We start from the raw sequence: 23177 nt of genomic DNA, 5'->3' as shown, positions 1-23177 counted from the left end.
GCCTCCTCAGAGTCGCTCGACGACGGTCGCGACACCCATGCCGCCGCCGATGCAGAGCGTGGCGAGGCCGTACCGGCCGCCGCGGCGCTCGAGCTCGTCGACCAGGGTGCCCAGGATCATGGCGCCGGTCGCGCCGAGCGGGTGGCCCATCGCGATGGCGCCCCCGTTGACGTTCACGATCTCGGGATCGAGCTTGAGATCGTCGATGTAGTGCAGCACCACGGCCGCGAAGGCCTCGTTGATCTCGACGAGGTCGAGGTCGCCGACGCCGATGCCGGCCCGTTCCAGGGCCTTGCGGCTGGCCGGCGCGGGACCGGTCAGCATGATGGTCGGGTCGTCGCCGCTGAGCGCGGCCCCGGCTATGCGGGCCCGCGGGGTCAGACCGGCCCGCTCGCCCGCGGCGGCCGAGCCGATCAGCGTGAGCGCGGCCCCGTCGACGATGCCGGACGAGTTGCCGGCCGTGTGCACGTGCTCGATCCGCTCGACCCAGTGGTATTTCTGCAGCGCCACCGCGTCGAAGAAGGCCATGTCGCCGAAGGACGGCTTGAGCGCGCCCAGCCCGTCCGGGGTGGAGCCGGCCCGCACGTGCTCGTCGCGGTCGAGCACCAGCAGGCCGTTGCGGTCGCGCACCGGCACCACCGAGCGGTCGAACCAGCCGTTGGCCCAGGCCTGGGCGGCCCGTTGCTGCGAGCGCAGCGCGAACGCGTCGACCCGCTCCCGGTCGAAGCCGTCGAGCGTGGCGATCAGATCGGCGCCGATGCCCTGGGGCACGAAGTCCGCGACCAGGTTGGTCTCCGGGTCCATCGACCAGGCGCCGCCGTCGGAGCCCATCGGCACCCGCGACATCGACTCGACCCCGCCCGCCAGCACGAGATCGCCCCAGCCGGAGCGGACCTTCTGGGCGGCGTTGTTCACCGCTTCCAGGCCGGAGCCGCAGAAGCGGTTGAGCTGCACGCCGGAGACGGTGTGGGGCAGGCCGGCCGCGATCGCCGCCGTCTTGGCGATGACCGAGCCCTGGTCGCCCAGCGGGGAGACGACGCCGAGCACCACGTCCTCGATGTCGGCCGGGTCGACGCCGGGATGGCGGCGCAGCATCTCGCCGATCAGCCCGGTGACCAGGGATATCGGTTTCGTGCCGTACAGGGCGCCGGATCTCTTGCCCCGGCCGCGCGGGGTGCGCAGGGCTTCGTACAGGAAAGCGTCGATGGTCATCGCCCGTCCTCTCTGCGAATCGCCGTTAACTTTCTGGCACGTTTCCGCATGGTGTCAAGGCCGTAATTTCTCATCTCGATGCGAATGCAGCCTCACCGGTAGGCTGTGCCGATGCGCACCGCAGCCATGGATCAGCCCGCCCGCAAGCGGCCGAAGGATCGCAAGGCCCAGCTCGCCACCACTGCGGCCGAGCTGTTCCGCGAGCGCGGCTATCACGGCGTGGGGCTCGACGACATCGCGTCCGCGGTCGGCATCAGCGGGCCGGCGATCTACCGTCATTTCGACAGCAAATACGCGATCCTCGTCCACGCCACCAGGCGGCTGGTCGACGCCGCCCTGTCCGCCACCGACGAGCCCGGCGATGATCTGCTCGGCCTGTTCAAGGCGCTGGCCCGGGTGGCCGTGGAAAACCGCCGGGTGGCCGGTCTCTACCAGTGGGAGTGGCGCTACCTGTCCGATGACGACCGGCGCCTGTTCCAGGCCGACCTCGACATGCTGTTCCGGCGGCTCGGCGAGCGGCTGGCGGCGAAGCGCCCCGGCCTGTCCGAGGCGGACGTCGGCGCCCTGGTCCGGGCCGCCCTCAGCGTGATCGGCAGCATCGGCACCCACCGCTCGGCCATCGCCAAGGGCCGGGCCGAGCAGGTCCTGCCGGCGCTGGCCATGGCGGTCGCGCACGGCCAGCCGCCGACGCCGGCCTACGTCACGTTCACCTTCGACCCGCCCATCCGGGTCGGCGACCGCCGGGAGATCATCCTGGCCGGGTCGGTGCGGCTCTTCCGCAAGTTCGGCTATCACGGGGTGAGCATCGAGCAGATCGGCCAGCAGTCCGGCATCAACGCCTCCAGCGTCTACCGCTACTTCCCGGGCAAGGCCGAGATCCTGGCCGCCGCCTTCTACCGCGCCTCGGCCCGGGTGGCCGAGGCGACCATGACCGCCCTCAACGGCGCCACCGGCGACCAGGACGCCCTGTGGCGGATGGCCGAGTCGTACGTGGACCTGGCCTTCGAGCGGGCCGACCTGGTGTCGGTCTACCTGGCCGAGTTCAACAACCTGCCCGAGGCCGACCGGCACGAGCTGCGCAAGGTGCAGCGCCTGCACGTCGAGGAGTGGGTGCGGCTGTTACTGGCCGTGCGCCCGCACCTGCCCGCGGCCGAGGCCCGGGTGATGGTGCACGCGGCCCTCAACGTGGTCACCGACCTGAGCCGATGGGTGCGGTTCGACCGGCGCTCGCGCATGGACGAACACCTCGCGAACACCGTCCTGACCATCCTGAAGGCGTAAATAAGTTAGTCAGGATTCGCAGAGAAGGGCCGTGGGTCTTCCGTAATAAGTTAACCGGCGTTTACAGTGCGGCATCCCCTTGCGGCCAACGGCTGAAGGAGCCATCCCATGGATCCGTCCCTTACCGTTCCAGCTCTGCTGCACCGCAACGCGACCGAACACGGCGACCGGCCGGCGCTCAGCGTCCTCGGCAAGCCGGAGACCCTGACCTGGCGGCAGTTGCGCGACGAGGTGGCGGCCCTGTCCCGCGGCCTGGCCGACCTCGGCCTGCGGCCGGGCGAGCGCATGCTCATCATGATGTCCAGCCGGCCGGAGCACTGGCTGGTCGACCTGGCCGCCGTCCACCTCGGCGCCGTGCCCTCCACCGTGTACGCCACGCTGCCGCCGTCGCAGCTCGAATATCTCGCCCGGCACAGCCAGGCCACCGTCCTGGTGCTCGAAGGGGCACAGGAACTTCAGCGCTGGGAGCCGATCCTGCCCCGGCTGCCGGGCGTGAAGCACGTCATCGTCGTCGAGGGCACCTCCCACGTGTCGCTGCGCGGTGTCGCCGAGCGCGGCGCCGCCCTGCACCGGGCCGATCCGCAAGCTTTCGAGGAGGCCTGGCGCGAGGTGCGCCCGGAACAGCCGGTCACCCTGCTCTACACCTCGGGCACCACCGGCGACCCGAAAGGCGTGCTGCTCAGCCATCACAACGTCATCTATCAGGCGGTCGTGCTGGAGCAGACGGTCGAGACGCCACCGCACTCGCCCTCGCTGGCCTACCTGCCGCTGGCCCACATCGCCGAGCGGATGCTCGGCGTCTACAACCCGATCTACCGCGCTGGGCACGTGACCATCTGCCCCGATCCGGCGCAGCTGCTGGCCGGGCTCGTGGCGCTGCGGCCGGTCACCTTCTTCGGGGTGCCGCGCATCTGGGAGAAGATGGCGGCCGGTGTCGAGGCCCAGCTCGCGCAGGCGCCGCCCGAGGTGCGGGCGGCGGTCGCCGCCGCGCGGGAGGTGGCCCTGCAGGCGTACCACCTCAGAGCCGCTGAGAAGCCAGTGCCGGACGACCTCGCCGCCAAGCTGGCGGCGGTCGACGCCGCCGTGCTGAAGCCGATCCGGGCCCGCCTGGGCCTGGACAACATGATCTGGGCGGGCAGCGGTGCGGCCCCGATCCCGGTCGCCGTCCTGCACAGCCTGGCCGGCATCGGCGTCGACGTCCTCGAGGTGTGGGGGATGACCGAGACGACCGGGACGGCGACGATCAACACCCCGGGCCATTTCCGTACGGGCACGGTCGGGCGCCCCAATCCGGGAATGGAGGTGCGGCTGGCCACCGACGGCGAGATCCTCGTTCGGGGACCGCTGGTGTGCCTCGGATATCTCGGCGCCGACGGCGGGGTCGAGCCGATCACCGACGTGGACGGCTGGCTGGCCACCGGCGACGTCGGCACGCTGGACGACGAGGGCTACCTGACGATCACCGACCGCAAGAAGGAGCTCATCATCACCTCGAGCGGGAAGAACATCTCCCCGGCCCGCATCGAGAGCCTGCTGCGGGCGCACCCGCTGATCGCGCAGGCGGTGGCGATCGGCGACCGCCGCCCGTACGTCACCGCGCTGATCGTGCTCGACGAGGAGACCCTGCCCGTCGTCACACCGCAGCGGCTCCCGACGGCGGCGGCCGACCCGGGCGTGCTCGCGCAGATCACGGCGGCCGTGGAAGCCGCCAACAGCAAGCTGTCCCGGCCCGAGCAGGTGAAGACGTTCCGCATCGTGTCCTCGGCGTGGACGCCCGAGAGCGGCGAGCTGACCCCGACCCTGAAGCTGCGCCGCCGGGTCGTGTCGGAACGCCACGCGGGCACCATCGAGGAGCTCTACGAGGGGCCCAGGCCCGAGATTTCGTAGCCCCGCGGATAGCCGGGATAGGTGCGGTTGTGGCGGGACACGCCCAGCACCGACTCCCGGCGCGGCGGAAGGAAACGTAAGGCGCCGGCCCGCGCTCGCAGGCCGGCGCCCGCGACGGTGGTGACCCAGCGCGGGGCCGGGTCGAAGCCGAACGCGCGCAGCATCGGCTCGTCGAGCATGCCGCGGACGCCGAGGCGGGCGGCCGGGCGCAGGAAGGGTGGGAACCAGGCGGCGAACAGGTTCACCGTGTATTCGCCGATCTCGCGGTTGGTGCCGGTGTAGCGGAAGTGCTCGTCCTCGTACGACCGTTTGAAGCTCTTGAATTCGTCGAAGGCCGGCGGGATGTCGCGGATGCCCATGCGCCGGCCGACCTCGCGGTAGTAGAAGTAGGCGGCCAGGCGCTCGTGGTCGTGCAGCGGGCGCCAGCCGTAGCGGTCGAGCCAGTCGATCGGGTCGTAGACGAAGGTGGACAGCACGTAGAGCATGTCGTCGTTGGTGATGGCGTAGCGGCCGTGGGCCCGGTTGACGACCCGCAGCGCTTCCTTGCCGCGCGGCGAGTCGTAGCCGTGGGCGGCCATCTCGGCCATCAGCAGCGCGGTGTCGTCGTAGCGGCGCTGGGGCCGGTCGCGGAATTCGCCGGTGGCCGCCAGCAGGCGCGAGATGCTGGGCACGCAGTACGTGCGGAACAGCGCGAACTCCAGCGCCCTCGTATAGTCCCAGGGGAATTCCAGGCCGGCCGAGATCTGGTAGATCTCGAGGTGGTCGCGCTCGGGGTCGAGCGCGGCGATCCGGTGCGCCCGCTGGTAACGGCGGCTCACGAGCCTACCTCCGATTTGATATTTGATATGATCCGGCGGTGGAGAGACCTCAGCTGGCCGACGAGGTTGCGGCCACTTTGCGCGAGCGCATCATGTCGGGGGATCTGCGGCCCGGCGCGCGGGTCCGGCTCGAAGAGGTCGCGGGGCAGCTCGGCGTCAGCATAACGCCGGTCCGCGAGGCTCTGCTCACCCTGCGCGGTGAGGACATGGTCGAGTTGTTGCCCCGCAAGGGCTACGTCGTGGCGCCGCTGGAGCGGCAGGACGTGCTCGACCTCTTCCAGCTCCAGGGTCACATCGCGGGCGAGCTCGCGGCCCGGGTCGCCTTTCACATCACCGAGGAGGGCCTCGAACAGCTGACGCTGGCCCACCGCAAGCTGATCCGCGCGCGCCGCACGGCCGACATCGAGCGGCTGGAGTACGAGTTCCACCGCACCGTCAACCGGATGGCCGAGGCCCGCAAGCTCAGCTGGTTCCTGCACACGGCCACCCGATATACGCCGGCGCGCTTCTACGCGGCCGACCCCGGCTGGCGGGCGGGCATGCGGACCGACCACGACGAGCTGCTCGCCGCCTTCGAGTCGCGCGACGCCGACAAGGCGCGGACCGTCATGACCCGCCACTTCACCGACGGCGCCTCGCGACTCGTCACGCATCTGGAGAAGCGCGGCGTCTGGGAGCGTGCCCCCGGCTAGTGTGTCTCAGCCTGAAGGCCGCACGGGCACGGTGCAATGCCGTGGCGCCGCGGTCGAGCCGCATCAGGTCGATCGGCGGCGCGAACCGTTGCCGCGTCATCGATTGGGCCCGGCTGAACTCGCGCAGCCCGTCGGCGCCGTGCACCCGGCCGAAGCCGGAGTCGCCGACCCCGCCGAACGGCAGCGCCGGCACGGCCGCGAAGCCCAGCACCGAGTTGATGGAGACGGCGCCGGTGCGCAGCCGCCGGGCCACCGAGACCGCCTTCCGCTGGTCGTGCGCGAAGACCGAGGCGGCCAGCCCGTAGCGGGTGGCGTTGGCCCGCGCGATCGCCTCGTCCAGGCTGTCGACCGGGTTGACGACGAGCGTGGGCCCGAACGTCTCCTCGGTCACGGCGGCGTTGTCCTCCGGCACCTCGGCCAGCACGACCGGTGAGATGTACGGCGGAGTCACCGATTCCGGGCCGCCGACGACCGTCCGCGCGCCCGCCTCGACGGCGGCGCCGATGTGCCGGCGCACGATCTCGACCTGGGCGCCGGTCGTCATGCGCCCGTACGGCCCGTCCGGCTCGCCCGGGCGCAAGGTCTCGGCCAGCGCGCCCAGCCGGGCCAGGAAGTCCTGATAGACCTCGCGGACGACGTAAACCCGCTCCACGCCGGCGCAGGTCTGGCCCGCGTTGCCGAAACCGCCGAACGCGGCCGCCCGCACGGCGGCGTCGAGGTCGGCGTCGGCGGCCACGATCATCGCGTCCTTGCCGCCGCCCTCGATGACGACCGGGGTCAGCGTCTCGGCGCACGCGGCCATCACCCGCCGGCCGGTGGCGGCCGACCCGGTGAACGTCACCTTGTCGGCCCCGGCCCGGCACAGCGCCGCACCCACCGAGCCGTCCCCGGTCACGGTCTGCAGAACCGGTTGCGGCCCCGGCCACGCGGCGGCGAGCCACTCACCGGTCCGCGGCGTGAACTCGCTCGGCTTGAAGACGACGGTGTTGCCCGCGGCCAGCGCCGACGCGATGGCGCCGAGCGGCGTGTAGACCGGGTAGTTCCACGGGCCGATCGCGGCCACCACGCCGAGGGGGTGGTATTCCACGGTGGAAGCCTGGTTGGCCGCGAGGATGCCGCTGCCGACGCGGCGGCGGCGCAGGACCTTCTCGGCGTGCCGGGCGGCCCAGTCCAGATTCTCGACGGCGAGCATCACCTCGAGGACGGCGTCGGCCGTGGGTTTGCCGGTCTCGGCCGAGATGACGGCGGCCAGGTCGTCCAGGCCGCCGGCGATCGCGTGCTTCCAGGCGAGCAGGCGCGCGCGACGCCCCCGGAACCCTAGCCCCGCCCACCACGCGGCGGCCTCCCGGGCCTGCCGGACCGCGGTTTGTACCGTTTCTTGTTCACCGAGCGTCGCCGTCATGGTGGCCCCCTCAGATTTGATATTTGATATGTTACGTTCGCTGTCAATGCCCGCCACCACCTGCGAAAGGTCGGACATGGCCATTGATCTCACTGAGGAACAACGAGCCTTCACGGCGGCCCTGGCCGAGTTCGCCCGCCGCGAGGCCGGCACCCGCGAGCAGCGCGGCCCGGCCCCGCACAACCAGGCCCTTTACGACCGCATGGCCGACCTCGGCTGGCTCGGCGTGTCCATCCCGGAGACGTACGGCGGCGCGGGCGGCGGCATGGTCGACACGTGCCTTTTCTTGGAGCAGCTCGGCTACGGCATGGTTCCGGCCGGCGGCTTCGCCACCTCGGCCATCGTGGCCGGCGCGGTTCAGCGTTTCGGCAGCGAGTCGCAGAAGAAGACGATCCTCGGCGGCACGGCGGGCGGGCGCGTCTTCTCGATCGCCATGTCCGAGCCCGGCGCCGGCTCCGACGTCGCCGCCGTCTCCTGCCGGGCCATGGCCGCGCCCGACGGCGGATTTGTCGTCGAGGGCCAGAAGACGTGGTGCTCGAACGCCCACATCGCCGACGCCATCCTGCTCGTGGCCCGCACCGGCGGCAGCGCCGGCGACCACGACGGGCTCACCATGTTCCTGGTTCCGGCCGGCGCCGAGGGGCTACGGATCAGCGGCATCGACACGATGGGCGGCCGGGAGGTCAACGACCTCTACTTCACCGACTGCCACCTGCCGGCCGACGCGGTCGTGGGCCAGGCCGGCGCGGGCTGGGGACAGCTCATGGCCGGGCTCAACCTGGAACGGCTCATTCTGGCCGCGCTCATGCTCGGCACCGCCCGCCGCGCGTTCGACGACACCCTGGCCTACATCCGTGAACGCAAGCAGTTCGGCCGCCCGATCGGCACCTTCCAGGTGATGCGCCACCGCATCGCCGACCTGGCCACCGAGATCGAGTGCAGCCGGCTGCTCGTCTACGACACCGCGGCGAAGGTCGACCGCGAGCCCGATCGGGTGCTGCCGCGGGAGAGCTCGATGGTGAAGCTCAAGACGACCGAGGTGGCCCGGGAGATGGCGCTGGCCGGCATGCAGATGATGGGTGGCTACGGCTACGCCACGGAGTACGACATGGAGAAACACGTCCGGGCCACGCTGATCTCGACCGTGTACGGCGGCACGAGCGAGATTCAGCGCGACATCATCGGCAAGACGTACGGGCTGTAGGTCTACAAGGGACGGGACAGACGGTAGTAGGCCGAGTTCCAGCGGACGCGGTCGGTGAAGTCGTGCGCCGTGGTGTTCTCGTCGATCAGCAGCAGCTCCGTCTGGAGCATGGTCGCGAAGTCGCGCAGGGTCTCGGCCGAGGCCGACTGCGTCAGCACGGTGTGGTGCGGGCCGCCCGCGGTCAGCCAGCACTCGGCCGACGTGGAGAGCGACGGCGCGGGCTTCCACACGGCCCGCGCCACCGGCAGCGCCGGCAGCGGCTCGTCGGGCGCGGTCACCTCGACCGCGTTGGCCACCAGGCGGAACCGGTCGCCCATGTCGACCAGGCCGATGACGGTGGCGGGGCCTTCGGCGGCGTCGAAGACCAGGCGTACGGGGTCCTCGCGGCCGCCGATGCCCAGCGGGTGGATCTCGACGCGCGGGCGGGCGGCGGCGATCGACGGGCAGACCTCGAGCATGTGCGCGCCGAGGATCTTCGGCTCGCCCGGCCCGAAGTGATAGGTGTAGTCCTCCATGAAGGAGGCGGCGCCGCCCATGGCCTTCACCGCGGCCAGGAGCGCGGAGGTCTTCCAGTCGCCCTCACCGCCGAAGCCGTACCCGTCGGCCATCAGCCGCTGGACCGCGAGCCCGGGCAGCTGCCGCAACCCGCCGAGGTCCTCGAAGTTCGTCGTGAACGCGCCGAACCCGCCCTCGGTGAGGAACTGCCGCAGCCCGGCCTCGATCCGCGCCGCGTACCGCAGCGACTCGTGCCGCTCGCCGCCGCGGGCCAGCTCCGGCGCCAGCTCGTAGGCGTCGGCGTACTCGGCCACCAGGGCGTCGATCGCCTCGTCGGCCACGGCGTCCACCACAGCGACCAGGTCGTTCACCCCGTACGTGTTGACCGAGACCCCGAAGCGCAGCTCGGCCTCGACCTTGTCGCCCTCGGTGACCGCGACGTCCCGCATGTTGTCGCCGAACCGGGCCAGCCGCAGCGTCCGCAGGTGCTGATAGCCGGCGGCGGCCCGGATCCAGGCGTCGACCCGCTCGACCACCGAGGGGTCGCCGGCGTAACCGGCGACCGTCTTGCGCGGTACGCCGAGGCGGGCCTGGATGAAACCGAACTCGCGGTCGCCGTGCGCGGCCTGGTTCAGGTTCATGAAGTCCATGTCGATGGTGGCCCACGGCAGCGACCGGTTGTGCTGCGTGTGCAGGTGCAGCAGCGGCTTGCGCAGCGTGTCCAGCCCGGTGATCCACATCTTGGCCGGGGAGAACGTGTGCATCCAGGCGATGACGCCGATGACCGAGGGGTCGGCGTTGGCCTCGAGCATGGTCTGGCGGATGGCGGCCGAGTCGGTCAGGACCGGCTTGCCGACGATCTCGGCCGTCAGCCCGCCGGCCACCAGCAGCTGCTGGATGTCGGCCGACTGGGCGGCGACCTGATCGAGGGTCTCCGGGCCGTAGAGGTGCTGGCTGCCCGTCAAAAACCAGATCTGGGGTTTCACTTGACGGGCTCCTGTCCGTAGACGTTCTGGTAGCGCTCGTAGAGCGAGTCGATGTGGTGCTGCTCGATGGGCAGGGGTGTGCCCAACTGCCGGGAGAGGTGCACGGTCCGCGCGACGTCCTCGCACATCACCGCGGCCTTGACCGCGTTGCGGGCGGACGAGCCGATGGTGAACACGCCGTGGTTGCGCATGAGGACGGCGGGGGAGCGGTGGCCGCGCAGCGTCTCGACGATGCCGCGCCCGATCGAGTCGTCGCCGATGAGCGCGAACGGGCCGACCGGGATCTCGCCGCCGAACTCGTCGGCGATCATCGTGAGGACGCAGGGGATCGCCTCACCGCGGGCGGCCCAGGCCGTGGCGTACGTCGAATGGGTGTGAACGACGCCTCGCACATGCGGCATGTGCTTGTAGACGTACGCGTGCGCGGCCGTGTCCGAGGAGGGGCTGAGCTCGCCGTCGACCAGCTCGCCCTCGAGGTCGGTGACGACCATCGCCTCCGGCGTGATCTTGTCGTACGAGACCCCGGACGGCTTGATGACGAGCAGATCGCGGCCCGGCACGCGGGCCGAGACGTTGCCCGCGGTCCACACCACGAGCTGGTTGCGAGGCAGCTCGGCGTGCAGCTCGGCGACCTGCGCGCGCAGCTCCGCGATCGTGTCGCGGACGTCGGTCGTGACGGTCATCGGTGGTCCCACGCCTTCCGCTGGATGGCCCGCAGGCGGCGCATCACCTTGCTGCCGCCGCGGCCGAAGTAGTCGTGCAGGGCCGAATATTCGGCGTACAGCTCGTCGTACACCGCCGCGGCGGCCGGATCCGGTTGGTAGACCGCGCTTTCCACGCGGCCCATCGACTCGGCGGCCGTGCGCACGTCGGGGAAGCAGCCGGCGGCGGTGGCGGCGTGGATGGCCGAGCCGAGCGCCGGCCCCTGATCGGAGCCGATGACCGACAGCGGCATGTTGAGCACGTCGGCGTAGATCTGCATGAGCAGCCGGTTCTTGAGCAGGCCGCCGGCCGCGATGAACTCCCGGACCGGCACACCGGCCCCGGTGAACGTCTCCACGATCTTGCGGGTGCCGAAGGCGGTGGCCTCGATGAGCGCCCGGTAGATGTCCTCGGGCTTGGTCGCGAGGGTCTCGCCGATCAGCAGGCCGGACAGCTCGTGGTCGACCAGGACGGACCGGTTGCCGTTGTGCCAGTCGAGCGCGATCAGGCCGTGCTGGCCCGGCCGCTGGGCGGCGGCGCGCTCGGTGAGGAGCGCGTGGGTCCACTCGTCGCCGAGCCGGTCGACGTAGTGGCCGAAGATGTCGCCGACGCCGCTCTGCCCGGCCTCGTAGCCCCACAGCCCGGCCACGATGCCGCCGTCGACGACCCCGCACATGCCGGGGACCTCGCGGATCTCGTCGCCGTTCATGACGTGGCAGGTCGAGGTGCCCATGATGGCGACCATCTGGCCCGGGTCGAGCGCGCGGGCGGCGGCGCTGGTGACGTGAGCGTCGACGTTGCCGACGGCCACGGCGATGCCGGCTTTCAGTCCGGTCCACTCGGCGGCCTGCTCGGAGAGCACGCCGGCCCGCTGACCCAGCTCGCCGATGGGCTGGTCGAGCTTGTCGCCGACAAAGCCGGCGAAGCCGGGGTTGAGGGCGCCGAGGAAGTCGGCCGAAGGGTAGGCGCCGTCCTGGCGGATGCCCTTGTAGCCGGCCGTGCAGGCGTTGCGGACGTAGCTGCCGGTGAGCTGCCAGACGATCCAGTCGGCGGCCTCGACCCAGCGGGTCATCGTGGCGTACGCCTGCGGGTCCTCCTCGAGGATCTGCAGGGCCTTGGCGAACTCCCACTCGGAGGAGATGAGGCCGCCGTAGCGGGGGAGCCACGCCTCGCCGCGTTCCGCGGCGAGAGCGTTGATGCGGTCCGCTTGCGGCTGGGCGGCGTGGTGCTTCCAGAGCTTGACGTACGCGTGTGGGCGGCTCACCCACTCGGGGAGCTCGTTGAGCGGCGTGCCGTCGTCGAGCGTGGGAACCATCGTGCAGGCGGTGAAGTCGGTGCCGATGCCGACGACGTGGGCCGGGTCGACGCCGGCGGCCTCGATGGCGGCGGGCACGGCGTGCTTGAGGACGTCGACGTAGTCGGAGGGCACCTGAAGAGCCCAGTCCGGGCCAAGGGGGGTGCCGTCGGGCAGAGCCTCGGTGAGCACGGCGTGCTTGTAGTCGTGGACGGCGGAGCCGAGCTCGGCCCCATCCGGCACGCGGACGACGACCGCCCGGCCGGACAGCGTGCCGAAGTCGACCCCGACGGTGTAACGCGGTTGATCAGGCATGAGGGGGAGCACCTCCACGAGGCGCGCTCTGTTAGCGATAACATCACGCGACGACGCGGCGCGAAAAGGGGAGCGCCTTGGGTCGTGTGAACGCTAACAGACGAAGCCGTCCAGCGGTATACCCCAGTTTCAGGAGTGTTAACTGAAGCGGGCATCGTCTCCCGCCGTTCGACCCGAGCCACGACGATGCTGGTCGCGCTACCTTCGGCCGTTTATGCTTCGGCCGGTCGTGCGAACGCTCGCTAACTTATCGCGGCTGTCGCTTTTGTCGGGCGCGGGCGATCTTGGGCTTGCTCAAAGGGCGAGGGAGACCGCGGGGTCGGCGGGGACCTTCAGGGCGCCGCGGCGCTGCATGACGGCGATGCCGAGGGCGCCGGCGGCGCCCACCGCGGCCAGCAGGGCGAACGGCGCCCAGCGCAGGCCGGCCGGGCCGAGGTCGAGCAGGCTGCCGGTCAGGGTGCTGATGACGGCCGCCAGCAGTGACGACACCAGGTAGAAGAAGCCGTAGTAGGTGCCGACCAGGCGCTCGCTGCCGACCGCCGGGATCAGCTCCATCATGAACGGGTTCGCGATGGTGATGCCCACGCTGAAGACCGCGGTGCCGAGCAGGGCCGGCAGGCCGGCCACCAGCGCCGGCAGCGGGGAGAGGGGCTCGCCGGCGCTCAGGGTCAGCGGCGCGGCCGCGGCGATCGGCAGGAAACCGGCGCCGATCAGGGTCAGGCCCAGGGCCATCGACGTTCCGGTGGACCAGCGGCGCTTGCAGGCCTTCGTCAGACGTACACCCGCAATCAGGCCGACGACCGTGGAGACGATGAAGACCGCGCTCACGGCGGCCGGATGACCGGTGACCCGCTGGGCCTCCAGCGGGATCGCCAGGTAGAGCTGGTTGAAGAGCGCGAAGTAGGCGGCGCCGGCCAGGGTGAAACCGAGGAAGCGCCGGTTGGTGAAGACCCGCCGCCAGGCCTGCCACACGCCGTGCTCGGGCGCCGGACGCCGCACGCCGGGCAGGACGAGGGCCTGCGCCACCGTGAGGATGCCGAAGATGACGCAGGCGGTGGCCGCGACGATCCGGAAGTCGACGCCGAGCAGCAGCGCGCCGATGACCGGGCCGAGGAGCGTGCCGGCGTTGCCCCACAGGTTCAGCAGCGTGAACGTCTCGGCCCTTCGGCCGGGAGATTCATGCATGAGGTACGTCTCCACGGCCGGGCTGAAGATGGCGCCGGCGACACCGGTGAGCGCGGTCGCCGCGATGATCCCGGCCGGGGAGGTGACCGTGGCGAGCAGTCCGAAGGAAACGACCCGCAGGCCGCAGCCGAGCATGATGAGTGCCCGCGGGTCGACCCGGTCGGCGGCGGTGCCGCCGAGGATGTAGAGGCCTTGCTGGCACAGCGTGCGGATGCCGAGGACGGTTCCGGCCAGCGCGGCCGCGAAGCCGAGGTCGTCGCGCAGGTAGGTGGCCAGGAACGGCAGCACCATGTAGAAGCCGAGACACAGCCCGAACTGGTTGACGACCAGCATCCGCGCGGCGGGTGTCAGCGTCCCCTTCGAGATCTCCACTGCCGCACGTTAAGCGCCGCAAACCTGCAATTACAAACTACTTGCAATAGTGTGGTGTTACTCGCAGACGACTCCGTCGTTGTCGCGGTCCTGGTACCAGTCGTACTCGGGGTCCTGGCCCTGGTAGTACGGCCCGTAGCCGTCCGCCTTGGCTTTGGTGCACGAGGAATAGCGTGGGTCGGTGCCGCCGCCGCTGTCGTCGGGCTCATCAGCCGGCGGGTCCTCGTCGTCGTCGCCGCTCCGCTCGCAGGCGACGCCGTCGTTGTCGCGGTCGAGGGCCTTGCGATAGCCGGGTTTGCCCTTGCTCAGCGGGCCCGGCGCGTCGGCGCAGGTGGCGTAGTAGACGGCCTTCGTCGTGGTGGGCTTCGCGGTCGGCTTGCTGGTCTTGGTGGCCGGTGGTTTCGTGGCCGGCGCCACCGCCGCGGGTGCGGTGGTCACGGGAGTTGTCGCCGCGGGGGCCGTCGTGGCGGGTGCCGTCGTGGGGTCGTCGGCCGGAGTGCTCGGCACGTCCGCCAGTTGCTGGGCGGCTGCGGTCTGCTCCTTGTCGGTGGGGTTGCCGGTGTTCGAGTCGGGGGCGAAGACGGCGACTCCACAGAGGCAGAGAGCCAGAGCGCCGATCACTCCGAGCGTGACCTTGTGCCAGGCCTTCCACCGCGACGGCGGCTTCGGAGGCGGGAGGCCCGGCGCGGCGATGTACGGCCTGGTGGGCGGCCCGCCGTGACCGGGCGTGCCTTCCACGGGCTGGCCGTAGGCATCGACCGGCTGTCCGTACGCGTCCATGGGTTGCCCATGCGCGTTCACGGGCTGTCCGTACGCGTCCATGGCCCGGCCGTGGGCGCCTTCGGGACGGACGTACGGGTTCGGCGGCTGTCCGTACGGCTGTCCAGGTTGGACGTAGCCGGGGACCGGCGGAGGTGAAGTGAACGGCGGTTCGCTACCGGTCTGACCGGGCGGCGCCGGTGGCTGCCGGTCCGGAGGGACGGCGCCGTGGCCTTGCCACGGATCCTGTGCTGGAGGCGGGTTCACCCGCGTGAGCATGGTGAATGCTCGTTCACCGCATAACCCGCCGACCGGACGTGACGGGTATCCATGCGTGGGAGTCGCCCGGCTGAACGGGCGATCCGTTCCAGCTCACCTCTTGAATCGCAGCTTTTCGATCGGCCGCTCCCGTCACCCGGCCGGGTGAGATCCCGGGCCGCTGTGGTCAATGGGCGCAGGTGGCGATGCTGCAGAAGCGGCGGCGGCCGGTGTCGTCGAGGAAGAGCCAGCCGCAGTTCGCGCCGGGGCACGCGCACACGGTGAACCGTCGGGGGTCGGCGAGGAGTTCGGCAGCGGCGTTCGCGGCCGCGTGAAGTGGTGTCTCCAGACCGGCGGAGGGCGACAACATCCAGCGCGCGAGCCCCGAGCCGTCCCGGGTCAGGACGGACGCCGATCGGGCCGCCTGGGCGAAGCCGGCGACCGCGGTGAACGCCCGTTCGTCGCCGGGATCGGTCAGTAGGGCGTACAGAAGTGAACGCAGTCTCTTGGCCTTGCCGAGAACCGACGCCGCGGCGCCCGGGCCGCGGCGGGCCAGCCGCAGCAGCGCCGAAACCGTGCCCGCGTCGACCAGGCCCACCTGCTCGGACCACGCGGCCAGAGCCGGATAGCCGCCCAGCCATTCCCCGCGAGAGCTCGGCGGCCGCCCCCAGCCCGCGTAGGTGTTGCAGAACTCGAGGGCCGGATGGCCGCCGACGTTCCAGGGAAGCCATTCGTCCCGCACCCGCACGGCGTAGGCCGGCGCCGGAGGCCGCTCGAGCCGGGGATCCCGCCGGGCGATCCGGTGGCGGAGCTCGCGGAGGGCGTCCCCGGGGGCGATGTCGAGGTCGGCCCGCAAGGCCTTCGCGGTCAGGTCGTAGCGGTGCAGGGCCTCGGTCGTACGCCCCAGCCGGTGAAGCGCCGTCATGAGCAGCACGACGAGGCTCTCCTCGCCCGGGTGCCGCTCGACCAGTGGTTCCAGAGTGGACACAACGCCTTCGTGTCCGCCGATGGCCAGGAGATCCTCGGCCCGCTTCCCGGCGGCGCCGAGCCACTGTCGATGCAACGAGGCCCCGAGCCTTTCCCGCAGCGGGTCGCTCGCGACGTCCGCGAGCAGCGGCCCCCGCCACAGACCGAGCGCTTCGTCCCAGAGACGCACCCGCTCCACCGCGTCGGTGCCCTCGGCCGCGACACGGCTCCGCTCGGCGAAGTCGTCCACATCGAGCCGATACCCGGCCGGGTCGATCCGGTAGCCGTCGTGCCGGGTCTCGATGGTCAGCCCATGGTGAGCGAGCGCGCGGCGCAGCCGCCCCACATACGTCTGAACGGCACCCCGAGCCGAAGCCGGCGGCGCCCCGTCCCAGAGCAGGTCAGCGATCCGCTCGGCGCCGACGACACCCCCGCGAGCAAGCAACAGAATCCCCAGCAGGCACCGCTCCTGCCGGCGATTGCCCACCGCGACCCGACACCCGCCGTCCCAGGCTTCGAACGGCCCCAACAGCCAAAACTCCATCACATCGAACCCTATAACCACCGCCACCCAAGACCACTCGACAGCTTTCACGGCTCTCGGCGCCCAGAACCTCGCCGCCGGCCCCACCGCTGGCGACCAGGGGCGTTGCGGCCGGTCTCGCTGCTGGTTGTGCGCGGGAGACCCAGCGCCCGACCGTCGGTCGTGCCGTTGGCGACCAGGGCGTTGCGGCCGGTCTCGCTGCTGGTTGTGCCCGGGACGGCCACCGCCCGACCGTCGGTCCTGCCGTTGGCGCCCAGCGCGTGCGGCCGGCACGCCGCTGGTGCCCCGATCTTCGTCGCCGGTTCCGCCCTGAGGGCCCAACGCTTCGCCATGAAGTCTGCCTTGATGGGCTCAGCGCGCCTTGCCGGCGGTTTTGCCCCCGGCCAAGAGCTGCTGCCCGCGCCGCTGCTGCCCGCGCCGCTGCTGCCCGCGCCGCTGCTGCCCGCGCCGCTGCTGCCTGCTGGCCGCCGCAGCTCGCGCTGCCGCTGTAGGCCTGCCGCAGTGCTCCGACCAACCGCCGACATCAAGAGCCTAGCCTCCTAGGATGCGCACGGACTGTGAACGCGGCAGTGCGCATTTCTGCCCGGAGGAGCAAGTACGAACACCTGGGTGCGCGTTCTCGTCGTCTTTGCGGTGAATGCCGCTCGGACTGGTGAGCGGGTGGTGAGTGGCGCCGCTCAAGGTGGAGCGATGCGTCGAACATTGCTTGCGGCCGTGCTGGCCGTTTCTTTCCTGGCCGGGATGGCTTCGCCGGCGGCCGCCGCTCCGACCGGGCCCGCCAAGAGTGCGGGGGAGGGGCGGGTACCGGCTCCTACTCCGCCGTTCTCGCAGGTGGCGGGGCTTACCTGTGACTTCGCGATTCGGGCGGAACCGGTGGTGGACGAAGTGGTGACGAAGGTGCTGCGGCGCTATCCCGATGGGGCTGTCCAGTGGGATGCCTACAAGGGCGCGCTCGTCGTACGGGTCACCAGCAGTGGGACTGGACAGTCGTACGACGCTGATGTGAGTGGCAGTGCCGTTGTCGAGCACGCCGCCGACGGGGGTGAGACGTGGAATGTGGTTGGGCCGGTGTTGCTCGGGGTTCGCGACGGCGGCGGGAACATTCCGCGCGGGCTGTGGGTGATCGACGGGGTGTACCGGCTGGAGATCTCGGCCTCCGGTTACCGGACCGTCACCATGCTGCACGGGCGGCGGGACAACGTATGTGACCATCTGTCTTAATCGGACTTCCGGTCTGGCTTTGTAGGCATCCGCGTACTTCAATGGTCGGTGTCCCGGAGCCGAGCGTGGGAGCGAGCATGACCGAGTCGTACGGATGGGTGCCGGAAGGCGTGGACATCACGGTGCCGGATGCCTCGCGGGTCTACGACTACACGCTCGGCGGGGTGCACAACTTCGCGGTCGACCGGGAGTTCTGGGGCCGGGTGGAGAAGATGTTCCCCGAGGCCCGGCTGGTGGCGCGGGCCAACCGGGCGTTCCTCGGGCGGGCCGTGCGGTGGCTGAGCGCGCGGGGTGTGCGGCAGTTCCTCGACATCGGGTCGGGCATTCCGACGCTCGGCAACGTGCACGAGGTGGCGCAGGACGCCGACCCGGAGGGCCGCGTCATGTACGTCGATATCGACCCGATCGCCGTGCAGCAGAGCCGCAGTCTGCTCGCCGGGAATCCGTACGCCAAGGTCATCGAAGCCGATCTGCGCAAGCCGGACGGAATCCTGTACCACCCCGAGGTTCTCGACCTTTTCGACTTCTCCGAGCCGGTCGCCGTGCTCACCGTGGCCGTGCTGCACTTCGTGCCGGGCGAGGCCGATCCGGCCGGCATCCTGCGGCGGCTCGGCGAGCCGCTCGTCTCCGGAAGTTATCTGGTCGTCTCACACCTCGGGCCGGAGGTCACCCCGGAGGGCCGCGAGGCTCAGGAGCGGGCCCGCAAGCTGTACGAGAAGACGCCCACCCCGGTCGTGATCCGCACCAGGGAGGAGATCGCCGCGCTGATCGGCGACGACTTCGAGATCGTCGAGCCGGGCGTGGTCAGCGCCACCGCATGGCACGCCGACCCGGACGAGTCCGGTGACCCGCCGCAGCACACCGCGCTCGTCGCGCTCGCCCGGAAGAAATGACCACGCGGGATCCCCTGGCGGGGATCACTGACGATTGGTTGCGCGGGGTGGTCGCCGCCGGCTTCGTTCCCGGCGTACGGTCCCGGGCCCGCGCCGCCCTGAGCGACCTGCTGGAGGAGTTCGTCGCGGCCGTGCGGGCGGAACCCTTCGATCCGGGGCCGGGCGCCCGCATCGGAGCCGAGCTCGTCGACCTGCGCATGTCCGCGCCGCCCGTACTGGGAACGACCGTTAACTTGTTCGCCGGCCGGCTGCCCTCCGTGATCGCCGGCCCGGACGGCGAGGAGACCCGGGCGCGGATTCTCGCTCTGCTCGAAACTTTGACCATCGGTTTCGTCGCGGCGCAACGGGATGCCGCGCTGCGGGCCGCGGAGGAGATGAACCGGGCCGAGAAGATCCATTGGCGCGGGGTGCAGGTCGATCTTCAGCAGCGGTTGCAGCGGGCCCTGTTGCACCGGCCCGACACTGGACTGCCCAACGAACAGCACCTGCGGAAACATCTGGCCGAGGTCGTCGCGGCCCGGGGCGACGAGCGGCTGGGGCTCTGCCTGGTCAGCCTCGACCGTTACGACGAGGTGACGGACACCCTGGGCCACGAGAACGGGGTGCTGCTGCTGACCGAGGTGGCCCGCCGGCTGCGCCCGTTGGGGTTCCTCGCCCATCTGGCCGACGACCAGTTCGCGATCCTGCTCGCGGGAACGGCCGGCGTGGACGACGTCATCAAGGTCGCCGACCGCGCGTCGAGACTGTTGGCCCAGGACGTGGCGGTGACCATCGGGGTGGTGGAACGGCCAGCCGCGGGCACCGACCCGGACGGCTGGCTCCACGACGGCCGGCTCGCGCTGCGCTGGGCAGCTCAGGACGAGCAGAGCCCGGGTGTCTTCGAGGCGGGACGGGCCGAGAGCGATCGGCGGCGGCAACGGCTGGCGGCGGCTGTTCCGGCGGCGCTCGCGGCGGGGGAGTTCACGCTGCACTATCAGCCGTTGGTGCGGCTGGCCGACCGGGCGGTGATCGGGGTTGAAGCCCTGGCCCGGTGGCATCGGCTCGAGCCGCGACAGTTCATCGCGATGGCGGAACGGACGGGCGTTATCCACGAACTCGGCCGGAACCTTCTCGAGCAGGCGTGCCGGGCGGGAGCCGCGCGGGCCGATCTGCGAATGAGCGTTAACATGTCGCCGGTCCAGCTGGCCGCGCCGGGGTTGGTCGCCGGCGTCGCGGACATCCTGCACCGCACCGGGATGCCGGCCGGGCGCCTGCAATTGGAGATCACTGAGACGGCGGCGGTCATCGAGCACCGCGCGGTCCTGGAACGGCTCGCCGGTCTCGGCGTGCGGCTGGCCCTGGACGATTTCGGAACCGGCTACTCCAGCCTGGCCGAGCTCGCCACGCTGCCGTTCGCCGAAGTGAAGCTGGCCGCCGAGTTCCTCACCGCGCCGAGCGAGGCCGCCGCGCGGGCCACGCGCGGCGAGGGCGCCGATGTGCCGGCCCGGCTGGGCGCGCGTGGTGAGGGCGCCGATGTGCCGGCCCCGCCGGGCGCGCGTGGTGAAGGCGGGAAGGAAAGCGGGGGCGCCGAGACGGTGGGCCCGGTGGCCAGGCGCGGCGAGGGCGAGCGGGTGGCGGCCGAGCGGGGAGTCGGGCGGGACGTAGGGCGGGAGCGGGTGGAGGCTCTTCGGCACGTTGTCGGGCTTTGCCATTCGCTTGGGGTGACCGTCACCGCTGAGGGGATCGAGAGCGGCGCTCAGGAGCGGGCGCTCCGTGAAGCCGGCTGTGATCACGGGCAGGGCTATCTTTTCGGGCGGCCGGTGGCGGAGCTTCCCTAGGCGGCTGTCCGCCATCCGACATCGGGGGCGTTCGGCGGTTTCCGGCTGCCATCGGGAATATGTTTGGTCGGCAATCCCGGGAAGAAACAAGCCGCGGCGGAACCTGTCCTTTCTCCAGATCGGGAAACGCCATGAAAACTCATTCCATTCTGCGCCGTCTCGCCGTGGTGGTCTCGGCCGCCGTCCTCGTGATCGCGCCGACCACAGCGGCCCAGGCCGCGACCATCACCTATCGCAGCGAGCTCAACCACAAATGCCTGGAGCTCTACAACTTCAACAACGCGAACGGCGCCGACGTCGTCACCTGGGAATGCTGGGGTGGCGCGAATCAAGGCTGGTATTGGGACGGCCAATACATTCGTAACGCGATGAACAACAAATGCCTGGAGATCTACGGCTTCAACGGCGCCAACGGCGCGAAGGTCGTGCTGTGGGACTGCTGGGGTGGCGCCAACCAGAAGTGGTACCGCGACGGCAAGCAGATCCGCAGCGTGATGAACCACAAGTGCCTGGAGATCTACGCCTTCAACGCCAACAACGGCGCCAAGGTCGTGACCTGGGACTGCTGGGGCGGCGCCAACCAGCAGTGGTACTAGAACCGCGTGGCCAGGGGAACGGCCCGGCACCGTTCCCCTGGTGTTAGGTCACGATCTATACCGTGGTCCGCGTGGTGCGACGAGTGTTGGTCCTGTTGATCGTGTTGGCGGCTCTGACCGGTTGTCAGAGTGACGAGGACAAGGAGGCCGCTGTCCGGGCCGAGATCTTCGCCGCGATGAAATCGGTGCCCGGCGTGCAGCGCTCCGCGGTCGAGGCCCGGGCCGGTGACGACGGTGTCGGTGTCGATGCCGAGGTCACCGTGACCCCGGCCGCGGGGCAGGTCGCCGAGACCGTCAAGCGGGTGCGGGCCGTGCTGATGGAACCGGATGAGGTCGGCGGCGTGTCGCTGAAGCTTTTCGTCAAACGGGGGCAGAACGAGCACGACGGGCGCTGGTACGACGGGACCGCCTCCTCCGGCGAGTTCGACCGGCAGGCTGATCTGTGGGGCCGGACCATCGAGAGCGGCGACTACCGGCGGGTGGGCGTGATGGCGCAGCCGTCCACCCGGTTCCTGATCTTCGCGCAAGGCTGGGCGGGGGACGCGGCGAGGCGGCCCACCGCTTCCGCCGCGTACAGGGAAATGGTGGAACTCAGCGCAAGCGCCGGGCTCCGCCTGACCGATATCGGGGTGAGCGCCGCACCCACCGAGCAGCTGCGTGTGGAGAGCGACGGCACCGAGGCGCTGCCCGAGTCGTTGCTGGTGGCGGCCGAGAGGTTCGGCGCTGTGCCGGAGGCGTGGGTGTTGCGGCGGCGCACCGGGCCGCACCTTCAGGTCCGCCTTTACGGAGAGGTGACCGCTCAGGACCGGCAGCGGGTCATCGGCACTCTCCGTGAGGACGGGCTGCTAACAACGGATCTTGAGGTGTACGAGGGGACGGGTGCCTCGCGACGTCTCTGGCCGACCGCCTGAGTCGGGCCTCGAGAGCGGCCGTACGGCGCCGGTCGATCAGGGCGTAGAGGCCGGCGGCGTCGGCCAGCACGGCGAGGGTGACGAGCAGCGGCGCCGGGTGCGCGCCGAGGCCGTCCACGGCGGTGGCGATCGGGTTGGTGACGCCGAGGTGGCCGAGCAGCAGGCACCCGCCCAGGATGGCGGCGATCGTGGCGCCGGTGACGCGGATCGCGGACGCCATGGGCAGCCGGGACGCCACGATCAGCGTCGGCACGGCCAGACCGGCGGTCAGCAGCAGGAGCAATTCGGTGCGCGGCAGGGACGAGGGCGTCAGCGCGAGGCCGAAGACGGCGGCTACGAAGGGCTCCCGCCCGGGAAAGATCGGCCGGATCGCGTGCGCGGACCCGGCGAGGACGCCGGCCGCGATGATCGCCCCGGCCAGCCGGGCCGGCGGATGGACGGGTGAGAGGGCGCCGAAGGCCACCGCCGCCGCGAACGCGATGGTGGTCGGCCCCATCCGTTTCAGGGCCGTGCGCGCACCGGCCGGCTGACGCCAGCGCCCGCCCCCGGCGAGCATCGGCGCCGGCAGAAGGAGAACAAGGAGGAACAACATGTCCGGCAACGCAATCATGGGAAAGAAGAGTTCTCCCGGAATCATCGACAATGAGGACCGGAAAAATCAAGTGCTGTTTTTCATAGGTGGCGCACAGCGATTTCCCACGCAATTTTGAAGAAAACCGGTTGCCGGAAATAGGGCGGCCGAGGAAGCTGTCCGCCATGCTGCCACCTGAGACCATCGAGGCCGGCGATCTCGTGCTCCGGCGCTGGGCGCCCGAGTTCGCCGTCGAGGCCACCGCCGCCGTCCAAGAGTCGCTGCCCGAGCTCGCGCCGTTCATGCCGTGGGCGTCGGGCGCCTACGACCTCGACGCCTCCCACGACTTCATCAAGAGGTCGGCCGAGAAATGGGAATCGGCCACCGAGTTCAACTACGCCATCTTCACCGCGGCCGGCGAGCTCGCGGGGTCGATCGGGCTGATGACCCGGCGCGGGCCGGGCCAGTTGGAGGTCGGCTACTGGATGCGGACGCGGTTCGCCGGCCGCGGCCACATGACCACGGCGGTCCGGGCCGTCAGCGAGGCCGGGCTCGGCCTGCCCGGCGTCGAGCGGGTGGTCATCCTGCACGACGCGGCCAACGGCGCTTCCGGGGCCGTCGCCGCCAAGGCCGGCTACACCGAGATCGAGCGGGTGGCGCGCGAGCCCGAGGCCCCGGGCGAGACCGGCGTCGACGTCGTCTGGGAGCAGACGCGCAAAAAGCGTTGAGCGGCTGAGAGCGGCTCAGGCCGACGGCGCACCGGCCGACCGATGACAGCGCGCGCTGGATCGCCGAC

Annotated in this window: 20 protein-coding genes; 10 read left to right on the top strand and 10 right to left on the bottom strand. The window is 70.8% G+C overall.

Annotated elements, in window-relative coordinates:
• Positions 1 to 6: 6 nt before the first annotated feature.
• On the bottom strand, positions 7 to 1212 hold the full coding sequence (locus tag ACFY36_RS40150) for an acetyl-CoA C-acetyltransferase (protein ID WP_499751146.1): 1206 nt from the start codon (positions 1210 to 1212) through the stop codon (positions 7 to 9).
• Positions 1213 to 1323: 111 nt separating this feature from the next.
• Here ACFY36_RS40150 and ACFY36_RS40145 point away from each other — a divergent pair, with 111 nt between their 5' ends.
• Together ACFY36_RS40145 and ACFY36_RS40140 are read left to right on the top strand one after the other, a co-directional pair.
• Positions 1324 to 2493, top strand: a complete 1170-nt coding sequence (locus tag ACFY36_RS40145; protein ID WP_499751145.1) for a TetR/AcrR family transcriptional regulator — start codon at positions 1324 to 1326, stop codon at positions 2491 to 2493.
• Positions 2494 to 2601: 108 nt separating this feature from the next.
• Complete coding sequence (locus ACFY36_RS40140) at positions 2602 to 4380, top strand: AMP-dependent synthetase/ligase (protein ID WP_499751144.1); 1779 nt, start codon at positions 2602 to 2604, stop codon at positions 4378 to 4380.
• On the opposite strand, the gene ACFY36_RS40135 is transcribed toward ACFY36_RS40140, so the two are convergent.
• Positions 4350 to 5198 (bottom strand): oxygenase MpaB family protein, encoded by an 849-nt coding sequence (locus ACFY36_RS40135; protein ID WP_499751143.1) that lies wholly within the window; start codon positions 5196 to 5198, stop codon positions 4350 to 4352. The genes ACFY36_RS40140 and ACFY36_RS40135 overlap by 31 nt on opposite strands.
• Positions 5199 to 5236: 38 nt before the next feature.
• Between ACFY36_RS40135 and ACFY36_RS40130 the strand changes: the two genes are divergently transcribed.
• The gene (locus tag ACFY36_RS40130) at positions 5237 to 5890 is read left to right on the top strand and encodes a GntR family transcriptional regulator (RefSeq protein ID WP_499751142.1); all 654 of its coding nucleotides are present in this window, start codon (positions 5237 to 5239) and stop codon (positions 5888 to 5890) included.
• On the opposite strand, the gene ACFY36_RS40125 is transcribed toward ACFY36_RS40130, so the two are convergent.
• Positions 5844 to 7292 carry an aldehyde dehydrogenase family protein gene (locus tag ACFY36_RS40125; protein WP_499751141.1) on the bottom strand — a complete coding sequence of 483 codons (1449 nt, stop codon included), beginning with the start codon at positions 7290 to 7292 and terminating at the stop codon, positions 5844 to 5846. The two genes, ACFY36_RS40130 and ACFY36_RS40125, sit on opposite strands and share 47 nt — an antisense overlap.
• A gap of 76 nt (positions 7293 to 7368) precedes the next feature.
• Here ACFY36_RS40125 and ACFY36_RS40120 point away from each other — a divergent pair, with 76 nt between their 5' ends.
• Positions 7369 to 8496, top strand: a complete 1128-nt coding sequence (locus ACFY36_RS40120; RefSeq protein WP_499751140.1) for an acyl-CoA dehydrogenase family protein — start codon at positions 7369 to 7371, stop codon at positions 8494 to 8496.
• 2 nt (positions 8497 to 8498) lie between these two features.
• Here the strand turns inward: ACFY36_RS40120 and araA are convergent, their stop codons facing one another.
• The 6 genes from araA to ACFY36_RS40090 form a co-directional block, all read right to left on the bottom strand.
• Positions 8499 to 9977 (bottom strand): L-arabinose isomerase, encoded by a 1479-nt coding sequence (gene araA, locus ACFY36_RS40115; protein ID WP_499751139.1) that lies wholly within the window; start codon positions 9975 to 9977, stop codon positions 8499 to 8501.
• Complete coding sequence (locus ACFY36_RS40110; RefSeq protein WP_499751138.1) at positions 9974 to 10660, bottom strand: L-ribulose-5-phosphate 4-epimerase; 687 nt, start codon at positions 10658 to 10660, stop codon at positions 9974 to 9976. The genes araA and ACFY36_RS40110 overlap by 4 nt, the downstream gene beginning before the upstream one ends.
• On the bottom strand, positions 10657 to 12288 hold the full coding sequence (araB, locus tag ACFY36_RS40105) for a ribulokinase (protein WP_499751137.1): 1632 nt from the start codon (positions 12286 to 12288) through the stop codon (positions 10657 to 10659). Before araB ends, ACFY36_RS40110 begins: the two co-directional genes overlap by 4 nt.
• 294 nt (positions 12289 to 12582) lie before the next feature.
• Positions 12583 to 13845: an MFS transporter gene (locus ACFY36_RS40100; protein WP_499751136.1), complete on the bottom strand. Its 1263-nt coding sequence runs from the start codon at positions 13843 to 13845 to the stop codon at positions 12583 to 12585.
• Positions 13846 to 13902: 57 nt separating this feature from the next.
• Complete coding sequence (locus ACFY36_RS40095) at positions 13903 to 14625, bottom strand: excalibur calcium-binding domain-containing protein (RefSeq protein WP_499751135.1); 723 nt, start codon at positions 14623 to 14625, stop codon at positions 13903 to 13905.
• A gap of 424 nt (positions 14626 to 15049) precedes the next feature.
• Positions 15050 to 16372 carry a BTAD domain-containing putative transcriptional regulator gene (locus tag ACFY36_RS40090; RefSeq protein WP_499751134.1) on the bottom strand — a complete coding sequence of 441 codons (1323 nt, stop codon included), beginning with the start codon at positions 16370 to 16372 and terminating at the stop codon, positions 15050 to 15052.
• Between the two features lie 609 nt (positions 16373 to 16981).
• Here ACFY36_RS40090 and ACFY36_RS40085 point away from each other — a divergent pair.
• From ACFY36_RS40085 to ACFY36_RS40065, 5 genes are all read left to right on the top strand, one after another.
• Positions 16982 to 17593, top strand: coding sequence for a hypothetical protein (locus tag ACFY36_RS40085; RefSeq protein WP_499751133.1), 612 nt, complete (start codon positions 16982 to 16984; stop codon positions 17591 to 17593).
• 77 nt (positions 17594 to 17670) lie between these two features.
• Positions 17671 to 18486, top strand: coding sequence for an SAM-dependent methyltransferase (locus ACFY36_RS40080; RefSeq protein ID WP_499751132.1), 816 nt, complete (start codon positions 17671 to 17673; stop codon positions 18484 to 18486).
• Positions 18483 to 20303 carry an EAL domain-containing protein gene (locus tag ACFY36_RS40075; RefSeq protein ID WP_499751131.1) on the top strand — a complete coding sequence of 607 codons (1821 nt, stop codon included), beginning with the start codon at positions 18483 to 18485 and terminating at the stop codon, positions 20301 to 20303. Before ACFY36_RS40080 ends, ACFY36_RS40075 begins: the two co-directional genes overlap by 4 nt.
• 131 nt (positions 20304 to 20434) lie before the next feature.
• Positions 20435 to 20899, top strand: coding sequence for an RICIN domain-containing protein (locus ACFY36_RS40070; protein WP_499751130.1), 465 nt, complete (start codon positions 20435 to 20437; stop codon positions 20897 to 20899).
• A 71-nt stretch (positions 20900 to 20970) separates the two neighbouring features.
• Complete coding sequence (locus tag ACFY36_RS40065) at positions 20971 to 21810, top strand: hypothetical protein (protein WP_499751129.1); 840 nt, start codon at positions 20971 to 20973, stop codon at positions 21808 to 21810.
• Here the strand turns inward: ACFY36_RS40065 and ACFY36_RS40060 are convergent.
• A complete protein-coding gene (locus ACFY36_RS40060) occupies positions 21716 to 22402 on the bottom strand; it encodes a hypothetical protein (protein WP_499751128.1) in 687 nt (228 codons plus the stop codon). The genes ACFY36_RS40065 and ACFY36_RS40060 overlap by 95 nt on opposite strands.
• Before the next feature lie 164 nt (positions 22403 to 22566).
• Between ACFY36_RS40060 and ACFY36_RS40055 the strand changes: the two genes are divergently transcribed.
• Entirely contained in the window at positions 22567 to 23109 is a 543-nt protein-coding gene (locus tag ACFY36_RS40055; RefSeq protein WP_499751127.1) for a GNAT family N-acetyltransferase, read from the top strand.
• Positions 23110 to 23177: the final 68 nt, after the last annotated feature.

The organism is Actinoplanes sp. NPDC000266, assembly GCF_042899005.1.
Taxonomy (GTDB): domain Bacteria; phylum Actinomycetota; class Actinomycetes; order Mycobacteriales; family Micromonosporaceae; genus Actinoplanes.
The sequence above is the reverse complement of the archived record's forward strand: the minus strand, read 5'-3'. Positions and strand labels throughout refer to the sequence as shown.

What these genes read in the sequence shown, in the direction of transcription:
- ACFY36_RS40095 (WP_499751135.1), bottom strand. Translation starts at nt 14,625, where the DNA reads ATGGACGCGTACGGACAGCCGGTCGATGCCTACGGCCAGCCCGTGGAA.
- araB (WP_499751137.1), bottom strand. Translation starts at nt 12,288, where the DNA reads ATGCCTGATCAACCGCGTTACACCGTCGGGGTCGACTTCGGCACGCTG.
- ACFY36_RS40125 (WP_499751141.1), bottom strand. Translation starts at nt 7,292, where the DNA reads ATGACGGCGACGCTCGGTGAACAAGAAACGGTACAAACCGCGGTCCGG.
- ACFY36_RS40075 (WP_499751131.1), top strand. Translation starts at nt 18,483, where the DNA reads ATGACCACGCGGGATCCCCTGGCGGGGATCACTGACGATTGGTTGCGC.
- ACFY36_RS40150 (WP_499751146.1), bottom strand. Translation starts at nt 1,212, where the DNA reads ATGACCATCGACGCTTTCCTGTACGAAGCCCTGCGCACCCCGCGCGGC.
- ACFY36_RS40145 (WP_499751145.1), top strand. Translation starts at nt 1,324, where the DNA reads ATGCGCACCGCAGCCATGGATCAGCCCGCCCGCAAGCGGCCGAAGGAT.
- ACFY36_RS40140 (WP_499751144.1), top strand. Translation starts at nt 2,602, where the DNA reads ATGGATCCGTCCCTTACCGTTCCAGCTCTGCTGCACCGCAACGCGACC.
- ACFY36_RS40120 (WP_499751140.1), top strand. Translation starts at nt 7,369, where the DNA reads ATGGCCATTGATCTCACTGAGGAACAACGAGCCTTCACGGCGGCCCTG.
- ACFY36_RS40060 (WP_499751128.1), bottom strand. Translation starts at nt 22,402, where the DNA reads ATGTTGTTCCTCCTTGTTCTCCTTCTGCCGGCGCCGATGCTCGCCGGG.
- ACFY36_RS40055 (WP_499751127.1), top strand. Translation starts at nt 22,567, where the DNA reads ATGCTGCCACCTGAGACCATCGAGGCCGGCGATCTCGTGCTCCGGCGC.
- ACFY36_RS40110 (WP_499751138.1), bottom strand. Translation starts at nt 10,660, where the DNA reads ATGACCGTCACGACCGACGTCCGCGACACGATCGCGGAGCTGCGCGCG.
- ACFY36_RS40080 (WP_499751132.1), top strand. Translation starts at nt 17,671, where the DNA reads ATGACCGAGTCGTACGGATGGGTGCCGGAAGGCGTGGACATCACGGTG.
- ACFY36_RS40090 (WP_499751134.1), bottom strand. Translation starts at nt 16,372, where the DNA reads ATGGAGTTTTGGCTGTTGGGGCCGTTCGAAGCCTGGGACGGCGGGTGT.
- ACFY36_RS40070 (WP_499751130.1), top strand. Translation starts at nt 20,435, where the DNA reads ATGAAAACTCATTCCATTCTGCGCCGTCTCGCCGTGGTGGTCTCGGCC.